This window comes from Nonlabens sp. SY33080, assembly GCF_011784885.1.
Taxonomy (GTDB): Bacteria; Bacteroidota; Bacteroidia; order Flavobacteriales; family Flavobacteriaceae; genus Nonlabens; species Nonlabens tegetincola.
The window spans coordinates 146,330-160,897 of sequence record NZ_CP050461.1 but is presented as its reverse complement, the minus strand read 5'-3'; the positions used below and the strand labels follow the sequence as shown (position 1 = coordinate 160,897).

Genomic DNA, 14,568 nt, shown 5'->3' with positions numbered 1-14,568 from the left:
ATGGATAAGACAAGAAGAAATAATCTTAAACAAGCCAGAACGCTACAGATTTGGAACGTTGTTTATGATGTTATTGAAGTAGTGGTCTCGCTTATAGCAGGATTTACGGCCAATAGTTCAGCATTAATTGGTTGGGGATTAGACAGCACAATTGAAGTCGTAAGTGCGGGAACATTAGGCTGGCGACTACACGGCGAGATTAAAGGTATTGATGAAGAAAAAGTAAAACGAAGACAAAAAATCACGTTAAACGTAATAGCAATTTCATTTACGCTCATCTGTGTTTTCATTTCGTATGACTCCATTACAAAGCTTATAAATCAAGAAACTGCAAACTGGAGCACTTTGGGACTTATTATATTATTGGTTTCCCTCGCTGTAAATCCAATTCTAATATATTTCAAAAGAAAATATGGAAAGAAACTGGACAGTCCAGCTTTAATGGCCGATGCTAAAGACACCTTTATTTGTCTATACCAAACCGTGGTCGTTCTTATAGGACTGATATTGGTCAATTGGTTAGGCTGGTGGTGGGCAGACCCTGTGGCAGCATTGCTTATCGTGCCCTATGCGGCAAAAGAAGGCTGGGAAGCCTACAACAAAGCCAGAAACATCAATTATAACATCGCGAAAAATGACTGAAATAGAAAAAACATTGAGCGATCATAAGGTGCGTCCTACCGCAATGCGCATTTTGATCTACAAATATCTGGCTCAACAAAAGATTGCACTGGCTTTGCTTGATATAGAGACCGCTTTCGCGAAAGCGGAACGATCTACCATCTTTAGAACATTAAAAACTTTTGAAGAGAACGGTATTGTACACCAAATAGAAGATGGTACCGGAATCACTAAGTACGCACTTTGTGAGCCAGGTTGCAATTGCGAGATAGATCAAGATTTACACTTGCATTTTCATTGCAGTAATTGTGATGAAACTGTTTGCTTGACAGAACATAAAATACCACACATCAACCTTCCAGATGGCTACGTAGCCGAAGATGTAAATCTTGTTGTGACAGGTGTTTGTGAAAAGTGCAGTAGTTGACATTGCACAACAGTTGCGCAACTATTTTTTGCATTTTTGTACTTAATGAATTAAATAAAATGAAAAATAAATTAGCGGTTACAAGTATCCTAACAGCAATTACAGCTTCATTGTGTTGCATCACACCTGTTTTGGCATTAATTGCAGGAACAAGTGGTGTAGCTTCAACTTTTTCTTGGATAGAACCATTTAGACCTTACTTAATAGGGCTAACAATATTAGTTCTTCTGTTTGCTTGGTATCAAAAATTGAAACCAGAAAAAGAAATAGACTGCGAATGTGAAACGGATGAAAAACCAAAATTTATGTATTCAAAAACCTTTTTAGGTATTGTAACGGCATTTGCAATTGTGATGTTGGCTTTCCCATACTACTCAAGTATGTTATATCCAAAAACCGAAAAACAAATCATAATAGTTAATAACTCAAATATCAAAACAACAGAGTATAAAATAAGCGGTATGACCTGCGCCAGTTGTGAAGCACACGTAAACCACGAAGTAAATAAACTCAACGGAATTGTAAATTCAAAAACATCATACGAAAATGCTAACGCAATTATTAAGTATGATAAAACTAAAACGAACGAAACGGAAATTGAGAAAGCAATTAATGCTACAGGGTATAAAGTAACTGATAAAAAATAAAATTGATGCAAACCATATTAAAATCGGAAATCACTTGCCCAGCCTGTGGTTATAAAAAAGAAGAAAATATGCCAACAAATGCCTGTCAGTTCTTTTATGAATGTAAGGATTGTAAAATAGTTCTCAAACCAAAGGAAGGAGATTGCTGCGTGTATTGCTCATACGGAACCGTTCCTTGTCCACCAATTCAACAAAACAAAAGTTGTTGCTAACACAAAATTAGATGAAAAAGAAAAAAGTAAACTTACGTGACATAGACCCAAAAGAACATCAAGGCGAACATTCTCACGATGATGGTCACAATCACGATCACGGAGATGGAAGTGCATTTAAAACGTACATCCCTGCGATAGTAAGCTTTCTAATGCTTATTCTAGGCATAGCTGTTGATTATTTTGATGCCATTCCAGCCTTTAAAGGTTGGGTACGGATTGTTTGGTACACCATTGCTTATTTACCTGTAGGTTTTCCAGTTATTAAAGAAGGTTGGAAAAGTATTATGCGTGGAGACGTCTTTACAGAATTTTTCTTAATGTCCATTGCCACCTTGGGTGCATTTGCGATTGGAGAATATCCAGAAGGGGTAGCCGTAATGCTGTTTTATGCTGTGGGCGAACTCTTCCAGAATGCGGCTGTTAACCGTGCAAAAGGAAATATAAAAGCCCTACTCGATGTAAGACCAAATGAGGCATTAGTTTATCGTGATGGCGATTATGTTTCAGTAAATCCCGAGACAGTTGAAATTGGCGAAAAGATACAAGTGCGTGTGGGCGAAAAAGTCCCACTAGATGGTATTCTGCTTTCTGAAAAGGGATCTTTTAATACTGCGGCCTTGACAGGTGAAAGCAAGCCTGATACAATTGCTAAAGGCGATAGTGTTTTTGCTGGAAGTATTAATCTCGATGGAGTTATTGAAGTTGAAACAACAAAAGAATTTAAGGACAGTTCCATTGCACGTATTCTCGATATGGTGCAAAACGCAACTGCTAGAAAATCAAAAACGGAATTGTTCATTAGAAAATTTGCGCGGATTTATACGCCTATCGTTGTATTCCTTGCCATCGGCCTGACGTTTCTTCCTTACTTTTTTGTAGATGATTATGTGTTTAGAGATTGGTTATATCGTGCATTGATATTCCTCGTGATTTCGTGTCCTTGTGCTTTGGTTATCTCAATACCGCTAGGTTATTTCGGTGGTTTGGGAGCTGCTTCACGTAATGGTATTCTTTTTAAGGGTGCGTCCTTTCTCGATGCAATGACTCAAGTTAATACCGTAGTGATGGATAAGACGGGAACGGTCACTAAAGCAGTATTTAAGATTAAAGAAATTGTTACTGGTTCCGCTTTCGCGAAAGCAGAATTTATGAAATACCTAATGGCAATGGAAGAGCAATCCACGCATCCAATAGCAATAGCCATTATGGAATATAAGGCTGAAGGAGCAGATTATAATGCTACAGACGTTTCTGAAATTGCAGGTAAAGGTTTGAAAGGTAGCGTAAATGGAAAAACAGTCTTAGTTGGGAACAAAGCATTGATGACAGCACATCAGATAGAAGTTCCAGCAGCAACCGATAACATTGTTGAGTCTATAGTGATGGTAGGCATAGATGGCGCATTTGCAGGTTATGTAACAATCGCCGATGAATTGAAAGACGATGCGCATCAAGCGATCAAAGAAATAAGGGCAGCAGGAATCGATAAGATTATTATGCTTTCTGGAGATAAGGATTCTATCACTCAAGAAGTAGCAAAAGAATTAGGCATCGACTGGGCAAAAGGTGGAATGCTTCCAGAAGACAAACTCAATGAGGTGGAAAAATTAAAACAGCAACCAGATACTAAGGTGGCTTTTATAGGTGATGGTATTAATGATGCGCCTGTACTTGCGGCTAGTGATGTAGGAATCGCGATGGGCGGTCTTGGTAGCGATGTGGCTATTGAAACCGCAGATGTTATTATACAAACAGATCAACCCAGTAAAATCTCAAGAGCGATAAAAATAGGCCGTTCTACACGTCGGGTTGTTTGGCAAAATATCATACTTGCCTTTGGCGTGAAAGTTATTGTATTAATATTAGGCGCTGGAGGTCTCGCCACAATGTGGGAAGCAGTCTTTGCAGATGTGGGCGTCGCATTGCTTGCTATTCTCAATGCTGTTCGATTGCAGAAAATGAAGTGGGAATAGCATTGTAGAATTCAATAAGTCAACTGGATGATTCACTTACTCAAAAGTTACATTTACGGTTTTCTGTTATGAAAGGAATTGTTTTTAAATTAATTTTCTTGGCAAACATCAACCAATGGAAAAAAATTTACTCGCTACACTTTCAAATTACAAAACAGAAATTGAACCCATCATTACATCTGACCTATCAGATATAGCAATCGTAAGCAATGGAATTGCAAAGTCAAGAATGTGTATTCATAGTTTCAGAACTACTCTTAGATCATCAAAATTTAGAAGTAGAAAAGCTGAGGTACATTTCTTCAAATACACAAAACCTTATGTATATGGACGACTAAAGTTTTTTGTAAAACTTCATAAATATTTACTTCTCAAACCTCAAGGAAGTATAGCAAAACAACGGGCGCACATTGATGAAGCCGTATTGAAGTTGGAGGCACATAATTTTAAAAACATTGATTTTGTAGGTTACTATCGAAGGGATGAAAAAAATTTAGACAAATACTATTTCGTACGTGGCAAAGACGAGATAGGCTTAGCGTCTGACTCTTCACACTTTTATACAGATCCAGAATTTAGCACCAGTCACGATAATTTGGCAGCTCAGATAATAGCCTATGATTTGTTGATTGAACATTATAATGAAGAATTGGATAGACTACGTAAAAAAGAACTCAACTTATCAATTGAGCCAGACAGCCCAGCAATTCTTAATAATTTATCCTGGACCGCTTCCAAGACTGATTTAGTTGAGATTATATATGCACTGCAAGCGTCTGGTGCGATTAGAAATGGTCAGGCAGAAATCAATAAGATGGCATTGGTCTGTGAAAAATTATTTGATTTAGAATTAGGAAATTTCTATCGCACCTATTTTGAAATTAAAGAGCGTAAAAATGATAGAACAAGATTTTTGACTAAGCTCAAAACAGATCTTGAACAAAAAATGAAAAATGATGATGAAAGATATTAGACATAAGGAATGAGTAACTTAAACACTTTGAAATGTTAAAACTCTTACCAACCCATTCCCAACTTGGGAATAAAATTCATCAAACAACCACACATTTGTAAAACGAATGTCAAATCAAAGCAAAGCAACCGCTTTGAACTGCAAGCAGTTCGGCGGTTGTTTTAATTTTAAACCGTTTTACTATGCCCACATCGATTATCACATCAGATGACCTAAGAGAATTCAAAATGGAATTACTCGAGGACCTAAAAGAACTTATTCAGACACCTGTTCAACCTAAAAAGAAGAAATATCTCAAGTCAGCTGAGGTTATGGAAATGCTTCAAGTGAGTCCTGGAACACTTCAGAATTTGAGAATCAACGGCACACTTCCCTACTCAAAAATTGGTGGCATCATATTCTATGATGCAGATGAGATTACGAAAGTAATTCTCGAGAACCGTATTGATAATTCTCAATAAATGGAATGGAAGTCAACTACATCCAGCACCTCAACGCAGTATTCAAATCATTTCAGGAAGATGGCAGACTAAATCCCACACACATCAGTTTATACCTGGCGCTATTCCAGTTGTGGAATCATCATCGCTTTCGCGAAAGCTTTCACGTCAACCGTGAGGATGTGATGAAGCTGTCAAAGATTGGGTCAAAATCTACCTATCACCGTTGTGTCAAAGAGCTGAACCATTACAAATATTTGGTTTATGAGCCGTCGCACAATCCGTTCAAAGGGTCTAAAATTAAGATGCTCAAATTTGGGACAACCTCTGGACAAGTATTGGAACAAGCTGTGTACCAAGGTGTCCCAAATCAAGGACAAGAAGTGGTACGTTCTAATAAACATATACAAACTAATCAAAACAGTTATAAACTACCCAAGCCTAAAAATGAAATTGAAGTTCTACAATTTTTTAAAAAAGAAGAGTGGCCAGAAGTCGAGGCGCAAAAATTCTTCAATCACTACCAATCTATCGGCTGGAAGATTGGCGGGAAAATCAAAATTGAGAATTGGCACGCTTCCGCGAAAAATTGGATGCTAAAAGCCGAAGAACTCAAACAAGAAAAACAGAAAAGCGAGCTGTCCCAAAACGCTGCCCTGAGCTTGTCGAAGGGTCAGGACAACCTGCATACCACTCGGAACAAGAATTATAATAAGCCGTTATGAAAACACCGGAAACTACATTCGACCCAAAGAACCCTCATATCATTATTGAAGGTGCTGTGGAATATAAGCTCGGTACGTTTGACGGTAGCTTTATCCAATACGATTTCGCAAGCATAGCTCGCTACATTGATGCCAAAGGGAAGTTACTTTTCGGTAAGAACTTCAAACTTTACGATGAAGACAAACAATTGTTGTACAAGCTCTGCAGCTACTTCGTAGCTGATGCAGTCGAGTGTAAGAAGTACGACATCGACATAGATAAAGGCCTGCTATTAACAGGTCCAGTAGGATGTGGTAAAACCACATTGATGCGGTTGTTACCGCACATCGTTCCACACAAGCGCGGTTACAACTTCATTCCGTGCCGGAATATCGTTTTTGGTTTTAATGGTATTGGCTTCAAAATGATACAGGACTACGAAGACCATAAGTCCTATTGTTTTGATGATTTGGGTGTAGAGCACGTAGGCCGCTACTACGGCAAGGACTGCAACGTAATGGGCGAAATCCTCATATCCAGATACGACATCTTCAAACAGAAAGGCATCAAAACCCATATCACCACAAACCTCAACGCAGACGAGCTGCAAGAAAAATACGGCGAGCGCGTGCGCTCTCGTATGCGTGAAATGTTTAACCTGATTTCGTTTGATGAGAATAGTGTGGATAAGAGGAAATAATTTAAACAATAAATTGACATTCTGTCATATATCTTATGTCCATTTGGGTTTATTTGTCAATGCAAGATGAATGGCAAGTTTCTTGAACATAGTTTGTTAAAGAAATATTAAAATGATAGAGAAGTGCAGAATATTATCAATTGATGGTGGTGGAATAAGGGGTGTGTTTCCTGCTCAAATTTTAGCATCCATAGAAGATGAAATTGGAGAAGGTAATATTCACAAACATTTTGATTTAATATGTGGAACTTCTACCGGTGGCATTATAGCTTTAGCATTGTCATTAGGTATTCCTGCAAGAGAGATTCTTAATCTTTACAGAAACAATGCAAGTACCATTTTTGGTAGTAAACGTCGAAATTTTTTCAAATATGCCTCTTATAATAATAAACCACTTGAAGATTTATTGAAGGAAATATTTAATAAATATCATATTGATGATAGTGATCCTCGTGTTATCGATGCACAAGTAAAACTACTAATTCCAACTTATAGTTTAGTTGATGGCAAAACTCAAATACTCAAAACACCTCATTCAACTGATTTACTAATTGATAAGCATATACCAATGTATATGGTTGGTATGGCAACCTCCGCTGCCCCTACCTATTTCAATGCATACTCAAATACTTTTAGAAAACAAGATAGCAACAGCATTGAACATTTTTCTAATAAGGTGGATGGAGGTGTTTATGCTAACAATCCAGCCTTGCTTGGCGTTATAGAAGCTCAAACAAGACTTGAATCTGAATTGTCAGACATTGAGCTCTTTTCTATAGGTACTGGTCACAAAAAATTTACAGATACTAAACAGCGCAAAAGATGGCCACTTGCTTATTGGATTATGAAAAAAAGATTGATTGATCTTTTTATGCAAAGTCAAGCTCAGATTACTCATAATACGATTTCAGTTCTTAAGAAGTTCAATGATGATTTTATATATCATCGTATTGATACTGAATACGACCACAACTTCAACTTGCAAATGGACGATACTGACAAAAATAAGTTGGATAAATTAATGGAACGCGCCCAAAGAACCTATCAAGAAGAATGTAACTATGTACTGGATACCTTTTTTAGTAGCAGGGAGTCTGCTGCTGCTGTCAAATAAGACTGATAAACCAAAAAAGAAAAAGAAAAATATGGCAAACTGCAACAAACTGTTTTTAGACTACAATAAAAATCTAACAATAACCAAAAAGAAGAAAGATAGCTTAAAAGATTCTAAAGAAGTATTAAGAAAGAGGATTCTTAAGCACTTTAAAGAAAATCATCCTGATTATGTTCCTGAGTTTTATATTCAAGGTAGTTATAAGATGGGTACTACAATAATAACTAAAGATGATGAATGTGACCTTGACGATGGTGTTTATTTTAGAAGGAAGGAAGGTGTCTCAGGAACAACTTTACAAAAATGGGTCAAAGATGCAGTCGATGGCGCCACATCAACGCATCCACAACACAGAAAAAGATGCGTAAGGGTCATATATGCGGGTAATTATCACATTGACTATCCTGTCTACTATTTTCCATCAGATTGGCAACATCCAAAACTCGCAGTTAAAAATGAAGAAATTGTTGAGAGTGATCCAAAAGAAGTAGTAACCTGGTTTGATTCTGAAAAAAAAGATAATCCTCAGCTTATTCGTATTGTTAAATATTTGAAGGGTTGGGGAGACTATAAAAGAAACAGAATGCCTAATGGTTTATCTATGTGCATTCTTGGTGCAGAAAACTTGATAGCAGACGATAGGGATGATATTGCTTTACAAAAAACTTTGATAGCGATTAAAAATAACTTGGATAATGAATTTGAATGTATAGTTCCAGCTACACCCTACGATGATCTTTTTGCAGATTATGACGAGGATAGGAGAAATTACTTTTTAGATAATCTTCAGGCATTTATAGATGATGCAACTACAGCAGTAGAGGACGAAAAAAATCAACTTGCTGCAAGTAAGCTTTGGCGAAAACATTTGGGGAAAACATTCCCGCTGGGTGCCGACGAAGATGTCGATACTAAAGAAAAGGCATTGAAAGAGCAGTCTTCAACAATTCTTTCTGGCAATGCATATACAACTCGAGATGGTAAGATAAAAGAAAGTGGGGCAGTAAAAAACAAACCGCATACGAATTATGGCGGGAAGTAAATTTATAAGGGGAAATAAACAACAGACCAGAGCAAAGCAAGTTCGTAGGGCAATCCTTTTAAGGGAAAAGGCATTACTTAAACAGCATTTTGATTTCCTCAAGTGTAAAATATCAAGCGACCTGTTAATCGTGAAAGGTTATTCAAAACCTACTGTTGATTCTATTTTCTATAGTTATACTTTAACCTATAATGGAATCAGTTCGCCCAAAGTCCTGATAGATAGCCCAACTATCGAATATAACGATGATATCCATATGTTTCCTAAAGACAATTCATTATGCTTATACCATTCTGAAACAGATAATTTGAAATGGGATTTTCGGAAACATCATCTTTATGATACTATTATTCCTTGGACTCAAGAATGGTTTATATACTACGAACTTTATAATATAACTGGGAAATGGGAACACCCTCATATTGATCACCGCTTAACTAATATTAAATCAATCGAAGTCAACATATAATTTCCCCACCTACGGCACTTGCCAGCTCATCACTCATTACCTCATTGCGCAAGCTGCATTCGTCCATTCGCTCTTCACTAAAAAGAGCCTACGGTTCCGCGCGGTACCAGCAATGATTACCACAATTATTCAAATAATAAACTAACTGCTATGGTTAATTTATGATGCATCTTTTTTTAAATCTTCATTTAGATAATCATTGCTCGTACCCTTTGCCTTTGCGCGCACAATCGTCGAAAGATTTGTCTTTCAATTAAACAGCAGTAATAGCATTAACATTCGGGAAGGCAGGTAATAAGGTGTGCGCCAGTTGTTCCATTTTGTTCCATAAAACATCCCGACAAGGGTATATAAACAGGCATTAGCAATAGGTCTTCAAATTAAACACACATCTTGCCTGCCCTTGTCGGGACCGCCAACACGTCCAACGCGCCATCCAGAAGTGCTGGCTTGTTTTATTCCACACATTCCACGCCTTCTGCACTCGCGGCTACTATTGTCCCTTAAAATCCCAAATAGGACGGCTATCGCCGGCATAATTAGTAAGGGACAACCGCCGCTTCACGTTTTGCGAGCCTGCGTGTCGCTGCGGGCTTATACGGTGTCACATTTTTTGATGTCTAGTTAATAAACACTTGTAAATGCAATAACGTCCTACAGCCGTAACACAGAAAAAGTGTTACAGCTTCCGTCCTGGCAAGTAAGAGCTGTACCTTCCTTCCGCGACTTCCTATCGTCAGCCACTACACTCACGCACAGCACTTACCCATATCAAGAAACCTCATCCTTCCATTAAAAAGAATCAAAAAACTGCGCCACCTAGTGTACAACATAGCCGTGACCGCCTTCCGTGCCTACAGGCGCCCACTCACGGCACCCTTGCTCATCTCGCAGGCGGCTCGCGCCTTTTGGATTACCTGCTTAACAACAAATAAAAAGACCTTTGCGTTATACATTAATCCTATACACTTAGTAATAGAAAATGAACGAAGATTTCAAAAGAGTATTTATACACGAATTAGGTCATTTTATTGCCTTAGAGCTAAATTTCCGGTTATACAATTATGATAGAAGAGCTATAGGACTAAAAATTGAACCAAGAATAAATACTAAATTTTACAATGGTAGTATTTCCACTGACAAAGCTACAATCGGCAGTTACAACCCAATTAATAGTGCTAAAGAATATGCCCAAACATTTTACGGCTGCTTATTTGAATCACTATACCGCAATATTGATATAAAATCTTGCTTGAAGTCCTCAGTTAGTAAAACTGATTATTTAGTTAACAATATTGGCAATGGCAAAGTAGATGCGTTGCACTTATATTCAATATCCATCAGACCAGAATTAAAGGATGTCGGTAAAAAGTGGTTCAACTACGCTACTGAAAACTTTTATCCATTAATAAAGAATAATGTTACTCATTTCAAAACAATATTCGATTTGAGTCCTGAGAATTATATAGTATCAAAACAATATAATCAAACCACATTCGACATCAATAAATTAAGAAATGCAACTATATTTTTCGTCTTAGAGCACAGTGATGTTTATGATTCTTTCATCAAAAGCTTAGAATCGATAAAATAAAAAAAGGTCACAAATATAGTTGGCTTCCTACGGCCAACGTTATGATGCAGTAAAGTTCAGGCCTATCGGTTTTGAAAAAAATAATGCGCCGAAGAAACGCATCATTTTTTTCAACCCTTTATCGGTCGGTCGCAAGATTTTTACCAAAAAACTTGACAGCATCGCCACGCCACCAGAGAGATTGCTTTCTTTTTTTGTTTTTCTTTTAAAATAATATTGGTGGGCTTTGGTAGTAAGTAGAAACATCCTGCTAAAAGAAAAACCCTAGAACTAATTCCAGGGTTTACTCAATTACCGATGTCATTTTCGTTTACGCTTTTTTACCTGCCGATTGGTACTTCGCGAAAGTATCTTCTTAATACGGTTCTTAACCAAAATCTTGAGAAGTAAAGACACTATGAAACTGATAGTCGCACCGAATACTGCCATAATTGCTGAGGTCAAGAAGCTCTCACTGTCAATACTCGGAACAGTAGCAGCGATAGTACCACCAAAAGTGCCCATTATCGTTGGAAGATATCGGTGTGGCATAGCGATTACTTTTCATTCCTACTTAGACGGGGATCAGTTTTGCCTATATCCTCAGACTTTTCTTTTTTCGCTTTCGCGGAAGCGGAATCATCTGAAACTACTGCTTGACTTACAGCTGTGGCAACCGTGCCAGCGACGGTCATATAGGTTGCGACGGTTACAACAGCTGCAGGAAGTGCGATGGGAGCTGCGATAATGGCACCGCCAGCGGTGGCCAATGCGATACCTATATTTCTCAAAGTCTTGAAAAACTTCGGTGTTGGTTTTTTATAACGTTGTACAAGGTTCATTGTATTAAGATTTTATAGTTAATGTTACTTTTTCTTTTCGGTCATAGGCTTGATAGCAGAGCGATAACAGCTTCTGCAATGCAGCCCGAGATAACCAGCCCGTTCCAATGCCTGAGAGTTGCGAAACTGGCGATAGACAGCCGCGCAGTTCCTTTGCGGCATCATTTGCAGGGTGTATGAGAATCAAACTACGACCAGGAACGTTCAAAATGTGAAGATGATTTCTAAACCGCTTCGAAATTCTCGGTACAACCTCATAAGCGCCTTCCGGAACACAAGAAACATTCCGCCGATTGTCCTGCCAAGGCAGCTCAATCGTAAAGCAGATGAATCTGCCATTGATGAAAAGGGCACCGTTGGTACCCTTTTCAAAATAGCTTCGCTTCAGGATGAGGTCCATCTTAAACCTTATCTACATTTGCAACTGAAAGCGCATTAAATGCACCATTTTTCAACGAATACATCTGCCCGTTCACTTGCTGATAGAATTCGATTCCAACCACCTGCACAATCGGCAACGCCGATCCAGCTGGAAGAGCGACCGCAAGGTTGATGGCTGCGGTGTTTGCACCGTCATACGGCAAAATTGCCGTCTCAGCACTCTCGAAGCTCGAGGTCTCATTTGCAAAGTCAAGCTCTGCAGCACCAGTTACAACTTTGAAGTGTGTAGTTCCACCAGGAGCAGCAATTCGCACCGCTGGTGCAAATGGTGCCAAGTTCAATTCCACATCGCCAGTTGCACGGTCGAGAGTGGTGGAATAAGGAGCAAACAAGGTTGCACCAAGTTTCCCATTGAGGTTGAACTCAAAGCCTTGTAGCGTTGCCATATCACCATCTTCGATAGTTCTGGCGCCACGCTCGTTGACCGTGTCCGTTTTGGTTACTGCCACAAGTGCTTTTGTCAATCGACTTACCACACGCTTGTCTTTTGCATTCTGCAAAAGCACACGGATAGCATTGCGGATGACTTTGCCGCCTTTGCCGGCACGTCCAAATTCAGACCCATTCTCACGCGTTCTTTGAAACGCTGGATCATTGGCGATACGATTGGCATCCACACCACCTTTGGTGCGCGCCAGGTGCCCGTCAGAGCTTTTGTAAAAGGAAATGTCGCCAAGTGTTCCCTTCAGTTTGATAATACCAGTTTGTCTTGCCATTTTTAAAAATTTTATGATTACTCAACAAATCAAAGTAGATTTGTAAGGAAAGAGAAATAACCCATACCACCTCAGCCGATTAGCACGATTTTTGCCGAGAATGACCTATACTTCAAGCAAGGATTCCCTATGGATGACGTATGGATAGTGTATCACTATGAAGATTTTAAGAGCCTGCATATTCCCAAAAGACGTGCATTGCCTAACTGGCAGAAGCGAACGCTATGGCAGGAAGCTTTTAAATGATATTAGAAGGCACTTTGATAAGCAATCCCATCAGTTTGTAACCGTCAAAGAATTCGCCGAATATAGCGGCATAGAAGAGGAAATTATCACAGAATATTTACAGCAAGTTTCATAGTATTTAGTGCTGTTTATGTAGGTTTGAATACTGGAAATTGTTATCTTTATATAGTCTTGAAAGTATCAAAACAATTCAAGCAAGTTCATTAAAAATGGTAGTTAATCGGTCAGTTGTATATCTTGACTAACTGTTTAAGCCCTGAAAATACTGCATAATGCGTGGTTTTACGGCAATCCTGTCGAGGTCACTTTAAAAACCCAGCTTTTATAGCTGGGTTTTTTATTTCTTCACATTTACAAAACAAAAGTCACAAACCCAAGAAAGCGTTAATTTACACGTTGTTGCAAATCACTATTACTATCTTTGAGAAGACTAAAAATTTAAATTAACTAACAAACTAACATCATGAACATAAAAAAATACAGAATAGCAGCTATTGGTTTAGCCTTAACAGCTACCACACTTATTGCATGTAAGGAATCTCCAAAATCAGAGGAAAGCGAAGAAATGCTCTCTGAAGAAGCGATGGTAGAACAAGAATTGCCTTCTATTACTATCGAAAAATTAATGGACTCACCAGCTTATGAAACTGCTAGTCTTTCTCTTAAATCTCCAGATGTTTCTGGAACTATTCCTTCCGGTGATACTAACTTTGATTTTGAAGTTACAAACTATGAATTAGGAGCAATTACTGACAGTGAAAATGCAAACCGTTTAGCCAATTCAGGAAAAGGTCAGCACATTCATTTTATTGTGAATAATCAACCCTACTCTGCTCACTATGAGCCTACCTTTACTAAAGCTCTTCCTGACGGAACACACCACCTAGTAGCTTTTTTAAGTAGATCTTACCATGAATCTGTTAAAAATAACAATTCTGTCGTGGTAAAGAAAGTACAAGTAGGTGACGAGATTACTCAAGAATTAGATATGGATGCTCCTACTCTTATTTATAGCAGACCTAAAGGAGAGTATTCTGGTAAAGACACTGAGAATTTACTATTAGATTTCTTTGTTATTAACACCACTCTTTCAGAAGACGGAAATAAGGTAAGAGCTACTATAAACGATCAAATTTTTACTATTACTGAATGGGCTCCATATATTATAAAAGGACTTCCTATGGGTGAAGTTTCCATCAAACTAGAGCTTGTTGACGATAATAATCAAGTTATACCTGGACCATTCAATAGTGTGACAAGAACAGTTACTCTTAAGGAGTAAGGTATTAAGGAAAAAGAACGGAAAATCATAAAAAGTGTTTTTACATATGTAAAAACACTTTTTTTATATTTTAAGTAGTTGCTAATACGATTAAAAATTTAAAACGAGAGAAAGTTCATAGTTTTAAATTTACTAAGCTCAC

The 14,568-nt window shown here is 38.1% G+C and carries 17 protein-coding genes; 14 read left to right on the top strand and 3 right to left on the bottom strand.

What is annotated here, in order from left to right:
* The 13 genes from HCN53_RS00765 to HCN53_RS00705 all read left to right on the top strand — a co-directional run bounded on the left by HCN53_RS00765 (position 1) and on the right by HCN53_RS00705 (position 10,920).
* Positions 1 to 642 carry a cation diffusion facilitator family transporter gene (locus HCN53_RS00765; RefSeq protein ID WP_167341677.1) on the top strand — a complete coding sequence of 214 codons (642 nt, stop codon included), beginning with the start codon at positions 1 to 3 and terminating at the stop codon, positions 640 to 642.
* On the top strand, positions 635 to 1,048 hold the full coding sequence (locus HCN53_RS00760) for a Fur family transcriptional regulator (protein WP_013188075.1): 414 nt from the start codon (positions 635 to 637) through the stop codon (positions 1,046 to 1,048). The genes HCN53_RS00765 and HCN53_RS00760 overlap by 8 nt, the downstream gene beginning before the upstream one ends.
* Before the next feature lie 59 nt (positions 1,049 to 1,107).
* Positions 1,108 to 1,695, top strand: a complete 588-nt coding sequence (gene merTP / locus HCN53_RS00755; RefSeq protein WP_121917036.1) for a mercuric transport protein MerTP — start codon at positions 1,108 to 1,110, stop codon at positions 1,693 to 1,695.
* A 5-nt stretch (positions 1,696 to 1,700) separates the two neighbouring features.
* The gene (locus HCN53_RS13025) at positions 1,701 to 1,907 is read left to right on the top strand and encodes a GDCCVxC domain-containing (seleno)protein (protein ID WP_083798876.1); all 207 of its coding nucleotides are present in this window, start codon (positions 1,701 to 1,703) and stop codon (positions 1,905 to 1,907) included.
* 11 nt (positions 1,908 to 1,918) lie between these two features.
* Positions 1,919 to 3,883 (top strand): heavy metal translocating P-type ATPase, encoded by a 1,965-nt coding sequence (locus HCN53_RS00745; protein ID WP_167341676.1) that lies wholly within the window; start codon positions 1,919 to 1,921, stop codon positions 3,881 to 3,883.
* A 115-nt stretch (positions 3,884 to 3,998) separates the two neighbouring features.
* Positions 3,999 to 4,856, top strand: a complete 858-nt coding sequence (locus HCN53_RS00740; protein ID WP_124979864.1) for an RteC domain-containing protein — start codon at positions 3,999 to 4,001, stop codon at positions 4,854 to 4,856.
* Between the two features lie 182 nt (positions 4,857 to 5,038).
* Entirely contained in the window at positions 5,039 to 5,317 is a 279-nt protein-coding gene (locus HCN53_RS00735) for a helix-turn-helix domain-containing protein (protein ID WP_167341675.1), read from the top strand.
* A gap of 5 nt (positions 5,318 to 5,322) precedes the next feature.
* Positions 5,323 to 6,021: a hypothetical protein gene (locus tag HCN53_RS00730; protein WP_167341674.1), complete on the top strand. Its 699-nt coding sequence runs from the start codon at positions 5,323 to 5,325 to the stop codon at positions 6,019 to 6,021.
* The gene (locus HCN53_RS00725; RefSeq protein WP_167341673.1) at positions 6,018 to 6,701 is read left to right on the top strand and encodes an ATPase; all 684 of its coding nucleotides are present in this window, start codon (positions 6,018 to 6,020) and stop codon (positions 6,699 to 6,701) included. Before HCN53_RS00730 ends, HCN53_RS00725 begins: the two co-directional genes overlap by 4 nt.
* 112 nt (positions 6,702 to 6,813) lie before the next feature.
* Positions 6,814 to 7,815: a CBASS cGAMP-activated phospholipase gene (locus HCN53_RS00720; RefSeq protein ID WP_167341672.1), complete on the top strand. Its 1,002-nt coding sequence runs from the start codon at positions 6,814 to 6,816 to the stop codon at positions 7,813 to 7,815.
* Positions 7,763 to 8,857: a CBASS cGAMP synthase gene (locus HCN53_RS00715; protein ID WP_206063927.1), complete on the top strand. Its 1,095-nt coding sequence runs from the start codon at positions 7,763 to 7,765 to the stop codon at positions 8,855 to 8,857. Before HCN53_RS00720 ends, HCN53_RS00715 begins: the two co-directional genes overlap by 53 nt.
* The gene (locus HCN53_RS00710; RefSeq protein WP_167341671.1) at positions 8,844 to 9,326 is read left to right on the top strand and encodes a hypothetical protein; all 483 of its coding nucleotides are present in this window, start codon (positions 8,844 to 8,846) and stop codon (positions 9,324 to 9,326) included. The genes HCN53_RS00715 and HCN53_RS00710 overlap by 14 nt, the downstream gene beginning before the upstream one ends.
* A gap of 982 nt (positions 9,327 to 10,308) precedes the next feature.
* Positions 10,309 to 10,920 carry a hypothetical protein gene (locus HCN53_RS00705; RefSeq protein ID WP_167341670.1) on the top strand — a complete coding sequence of 204 codons (612 nt, stop codon included), beginning with the start codon at positions 10,309 to 10,311 and terminating at the stop codon, positions 10,918 to 10,920.
* 536 nt (positions 10,921 to 11,456) lie between these two features.
* Here HCN53_RS00705 and HCN53_RS00700 read toward each other — a convergent pair.
* The 3 genes from HCN53_RS00700 to HCN53_RS00690 are packed head-to-tail and all read right to left on the bottom strand — an operon-like array spanning position 11,457 to position 12,898.
* Positions 11,457 to 11,741 (bottom strand): hypothetical protein, encoded by a 285-nt coding sequence (locus HCN53_RS00700; RefSeq protein WP_167341669.1) that lies wholly within the window; start codon positions 11,739 to 11,741, stop codon positions 11,457 to 11,459.
* A gap of 4 nt (positions 11,742 to 11,745) precedes the next feature.
* The gene (locus HCN53_RS00695) at positions 11,746 to 12,141 is read right to left on the bottom strand and encodes a DUF5675 family protein (protein ID WP_121916941.1); all 396 of its coding nucleotides are present in this window, start codon (positions 12,139 to 12,141) and stop codon (positions 11,746 to 11,748) included.
* 1 nt (position 12,142) lies between these two features.
* A complete protein-coding gene (locus tag HCN53_RS00690; protein ID WP_121916940.1) occupies positions 12,143 to 12,898 on the bottom strand; it encodes a hypothetical protein in 756 nt (251 codons plus the stop codon).
* A gap of 709 nt (positions 12,899 to 13,607) precedes the next feature.
* Between HCN53_RS00690 and HCN53_RS00685 the strand changes: the two genes are divergently transcribed.
* Complete coding sequence (locus HCN53_RS00685; protein ID WP_167341668.1) at positions 13,608 to 14,426, top strand: hypothetical protein; 819 nt, start codon at positions 13,608 to 13,610, stop codon at positions 14,424 to 14,426.
* Positions 14,427 to 14,568 lie beyond the last annotated feature (142 nt).

Excerpts from the sequence above, each read along its gene's own strand:
- HCN53_RS00765 (WP_167341677.1), top strand. The coding sequence starts at position 1 with ATGGATAAGACAAGAAGAAATAATCTTAAACAAGCCAGAACGCTACAG.
- HCN53_RS00760 (WP_013188075.1), top strand. The coding sequence starts at position 635 with ATGACTGAAATAGAAAAAACATTGAGCGATCATAAGGTGCGTCCTACC.
- merTP (WP_121917036.1), top strand. The coding sequence starts at position 1,108 with ATGAAAAATAAATTAGCGGTTACAAGTATCCTAACAGCAATTACAGCT.
- HCN53_RS13025 (WP_083798876.1), top strand. The coding sequence starts at position 1,701 with ATGCAAACCATATTAAAATCGGAAATCACTTGCCCAGCCTGTGGTTAT.
- HCN53_RS00745 (WP_167341676.1), top strand. The coding sequence starts at position 1,919 with ATGAAAAAGAAAAAAGTAAACTTACGTGACATAGACCCAAAAGAACAT.
- HCN53_RS00740 (WP_124979864.1), top strand. The coding sequence starts at position 3,999 with ATGGAAAAAAATTTACTCGCTACACTTTCAAATTACAAAACAGAAATT.
- HCN53_RS00735 (WP_167341675.1), top strand. The coding sequence starts at position 5,039 with ATGCCCACATCGATTATCACATCAGATGACCTAAGAGAATTCAAAATG.
- HCN53_RS00730 (WP_167341674.1), top strand. The coding sequence starts at position 5,323 with ATGGAAGTCAACTACATCCAGCACCTCAACGCAGTATTCAAATCATTT.
- HCN53_RS00725 (WP_167341673.1), top strand. The coding sequence starts at position 6,018 with ATGAAAACACCGGAAACTACATTCGACCCAAAGAACCCTCATATCATT.
- HCN53_RS00720 (WP_167341672.1), top strand. The coding sequence starts at position 6,814 with ATGATAGAGAAGTGCAGAATATTATCAATTGATGGTGGTGGAATAAGG.
- HCN53_RS00715 (WP_206063927.1), top strand. The coding sequence starts at position 7,763 with ATGTACTGGATACCTTTTTTAGTAGCAGGGAGTCTGCTGCTGCTGTCA.
- HCN53_RS00710 (WP_167341671.1), top strand. The coding sequence starts at position 8,844 with ATGGCGGGAAGTAAATTTATAAGGGGAAATAAACAACAGACCAGAGCA.
- HCN53_RS00705 (WP_167341670.1), top strand. The coding sequence starts at position 10,309 with ATGAACGAAGATTTCAAAAGAGTATTTATACACGAATTAGGTCATTTT.
- HCN53_RS00700 (WP_167341669.1), bottom strand. The coding sequence starts at position 11,741 with ATGAACCTTGTACAACGTTATAAAAAACCAACACCGAAGTTTTTCAAG.
- HCN53_RS00695 (WP_121916941.1), bottom strand. The coding sequence starts at position 12,141 with ATGGACCTCATCCTGAAGCGAAGCTATTTTGAAAAGGGTACCAACGGT.
- HCN53_RS00690 (WP_121916940.1), bottom strand. The coding sequence starts at position 12,898 with ATGGCAAGACAAACTGGTATTATCAAACTGAAGGGAACACTTGGCGAC.
- HCN53_RS00685 (WP_167341668.1), top strand. The coding sequence starts at position 13,608 with ATGAACATAAAAAAATACAGAATAGCAGCTATTGGTTTAGCCTTAACA.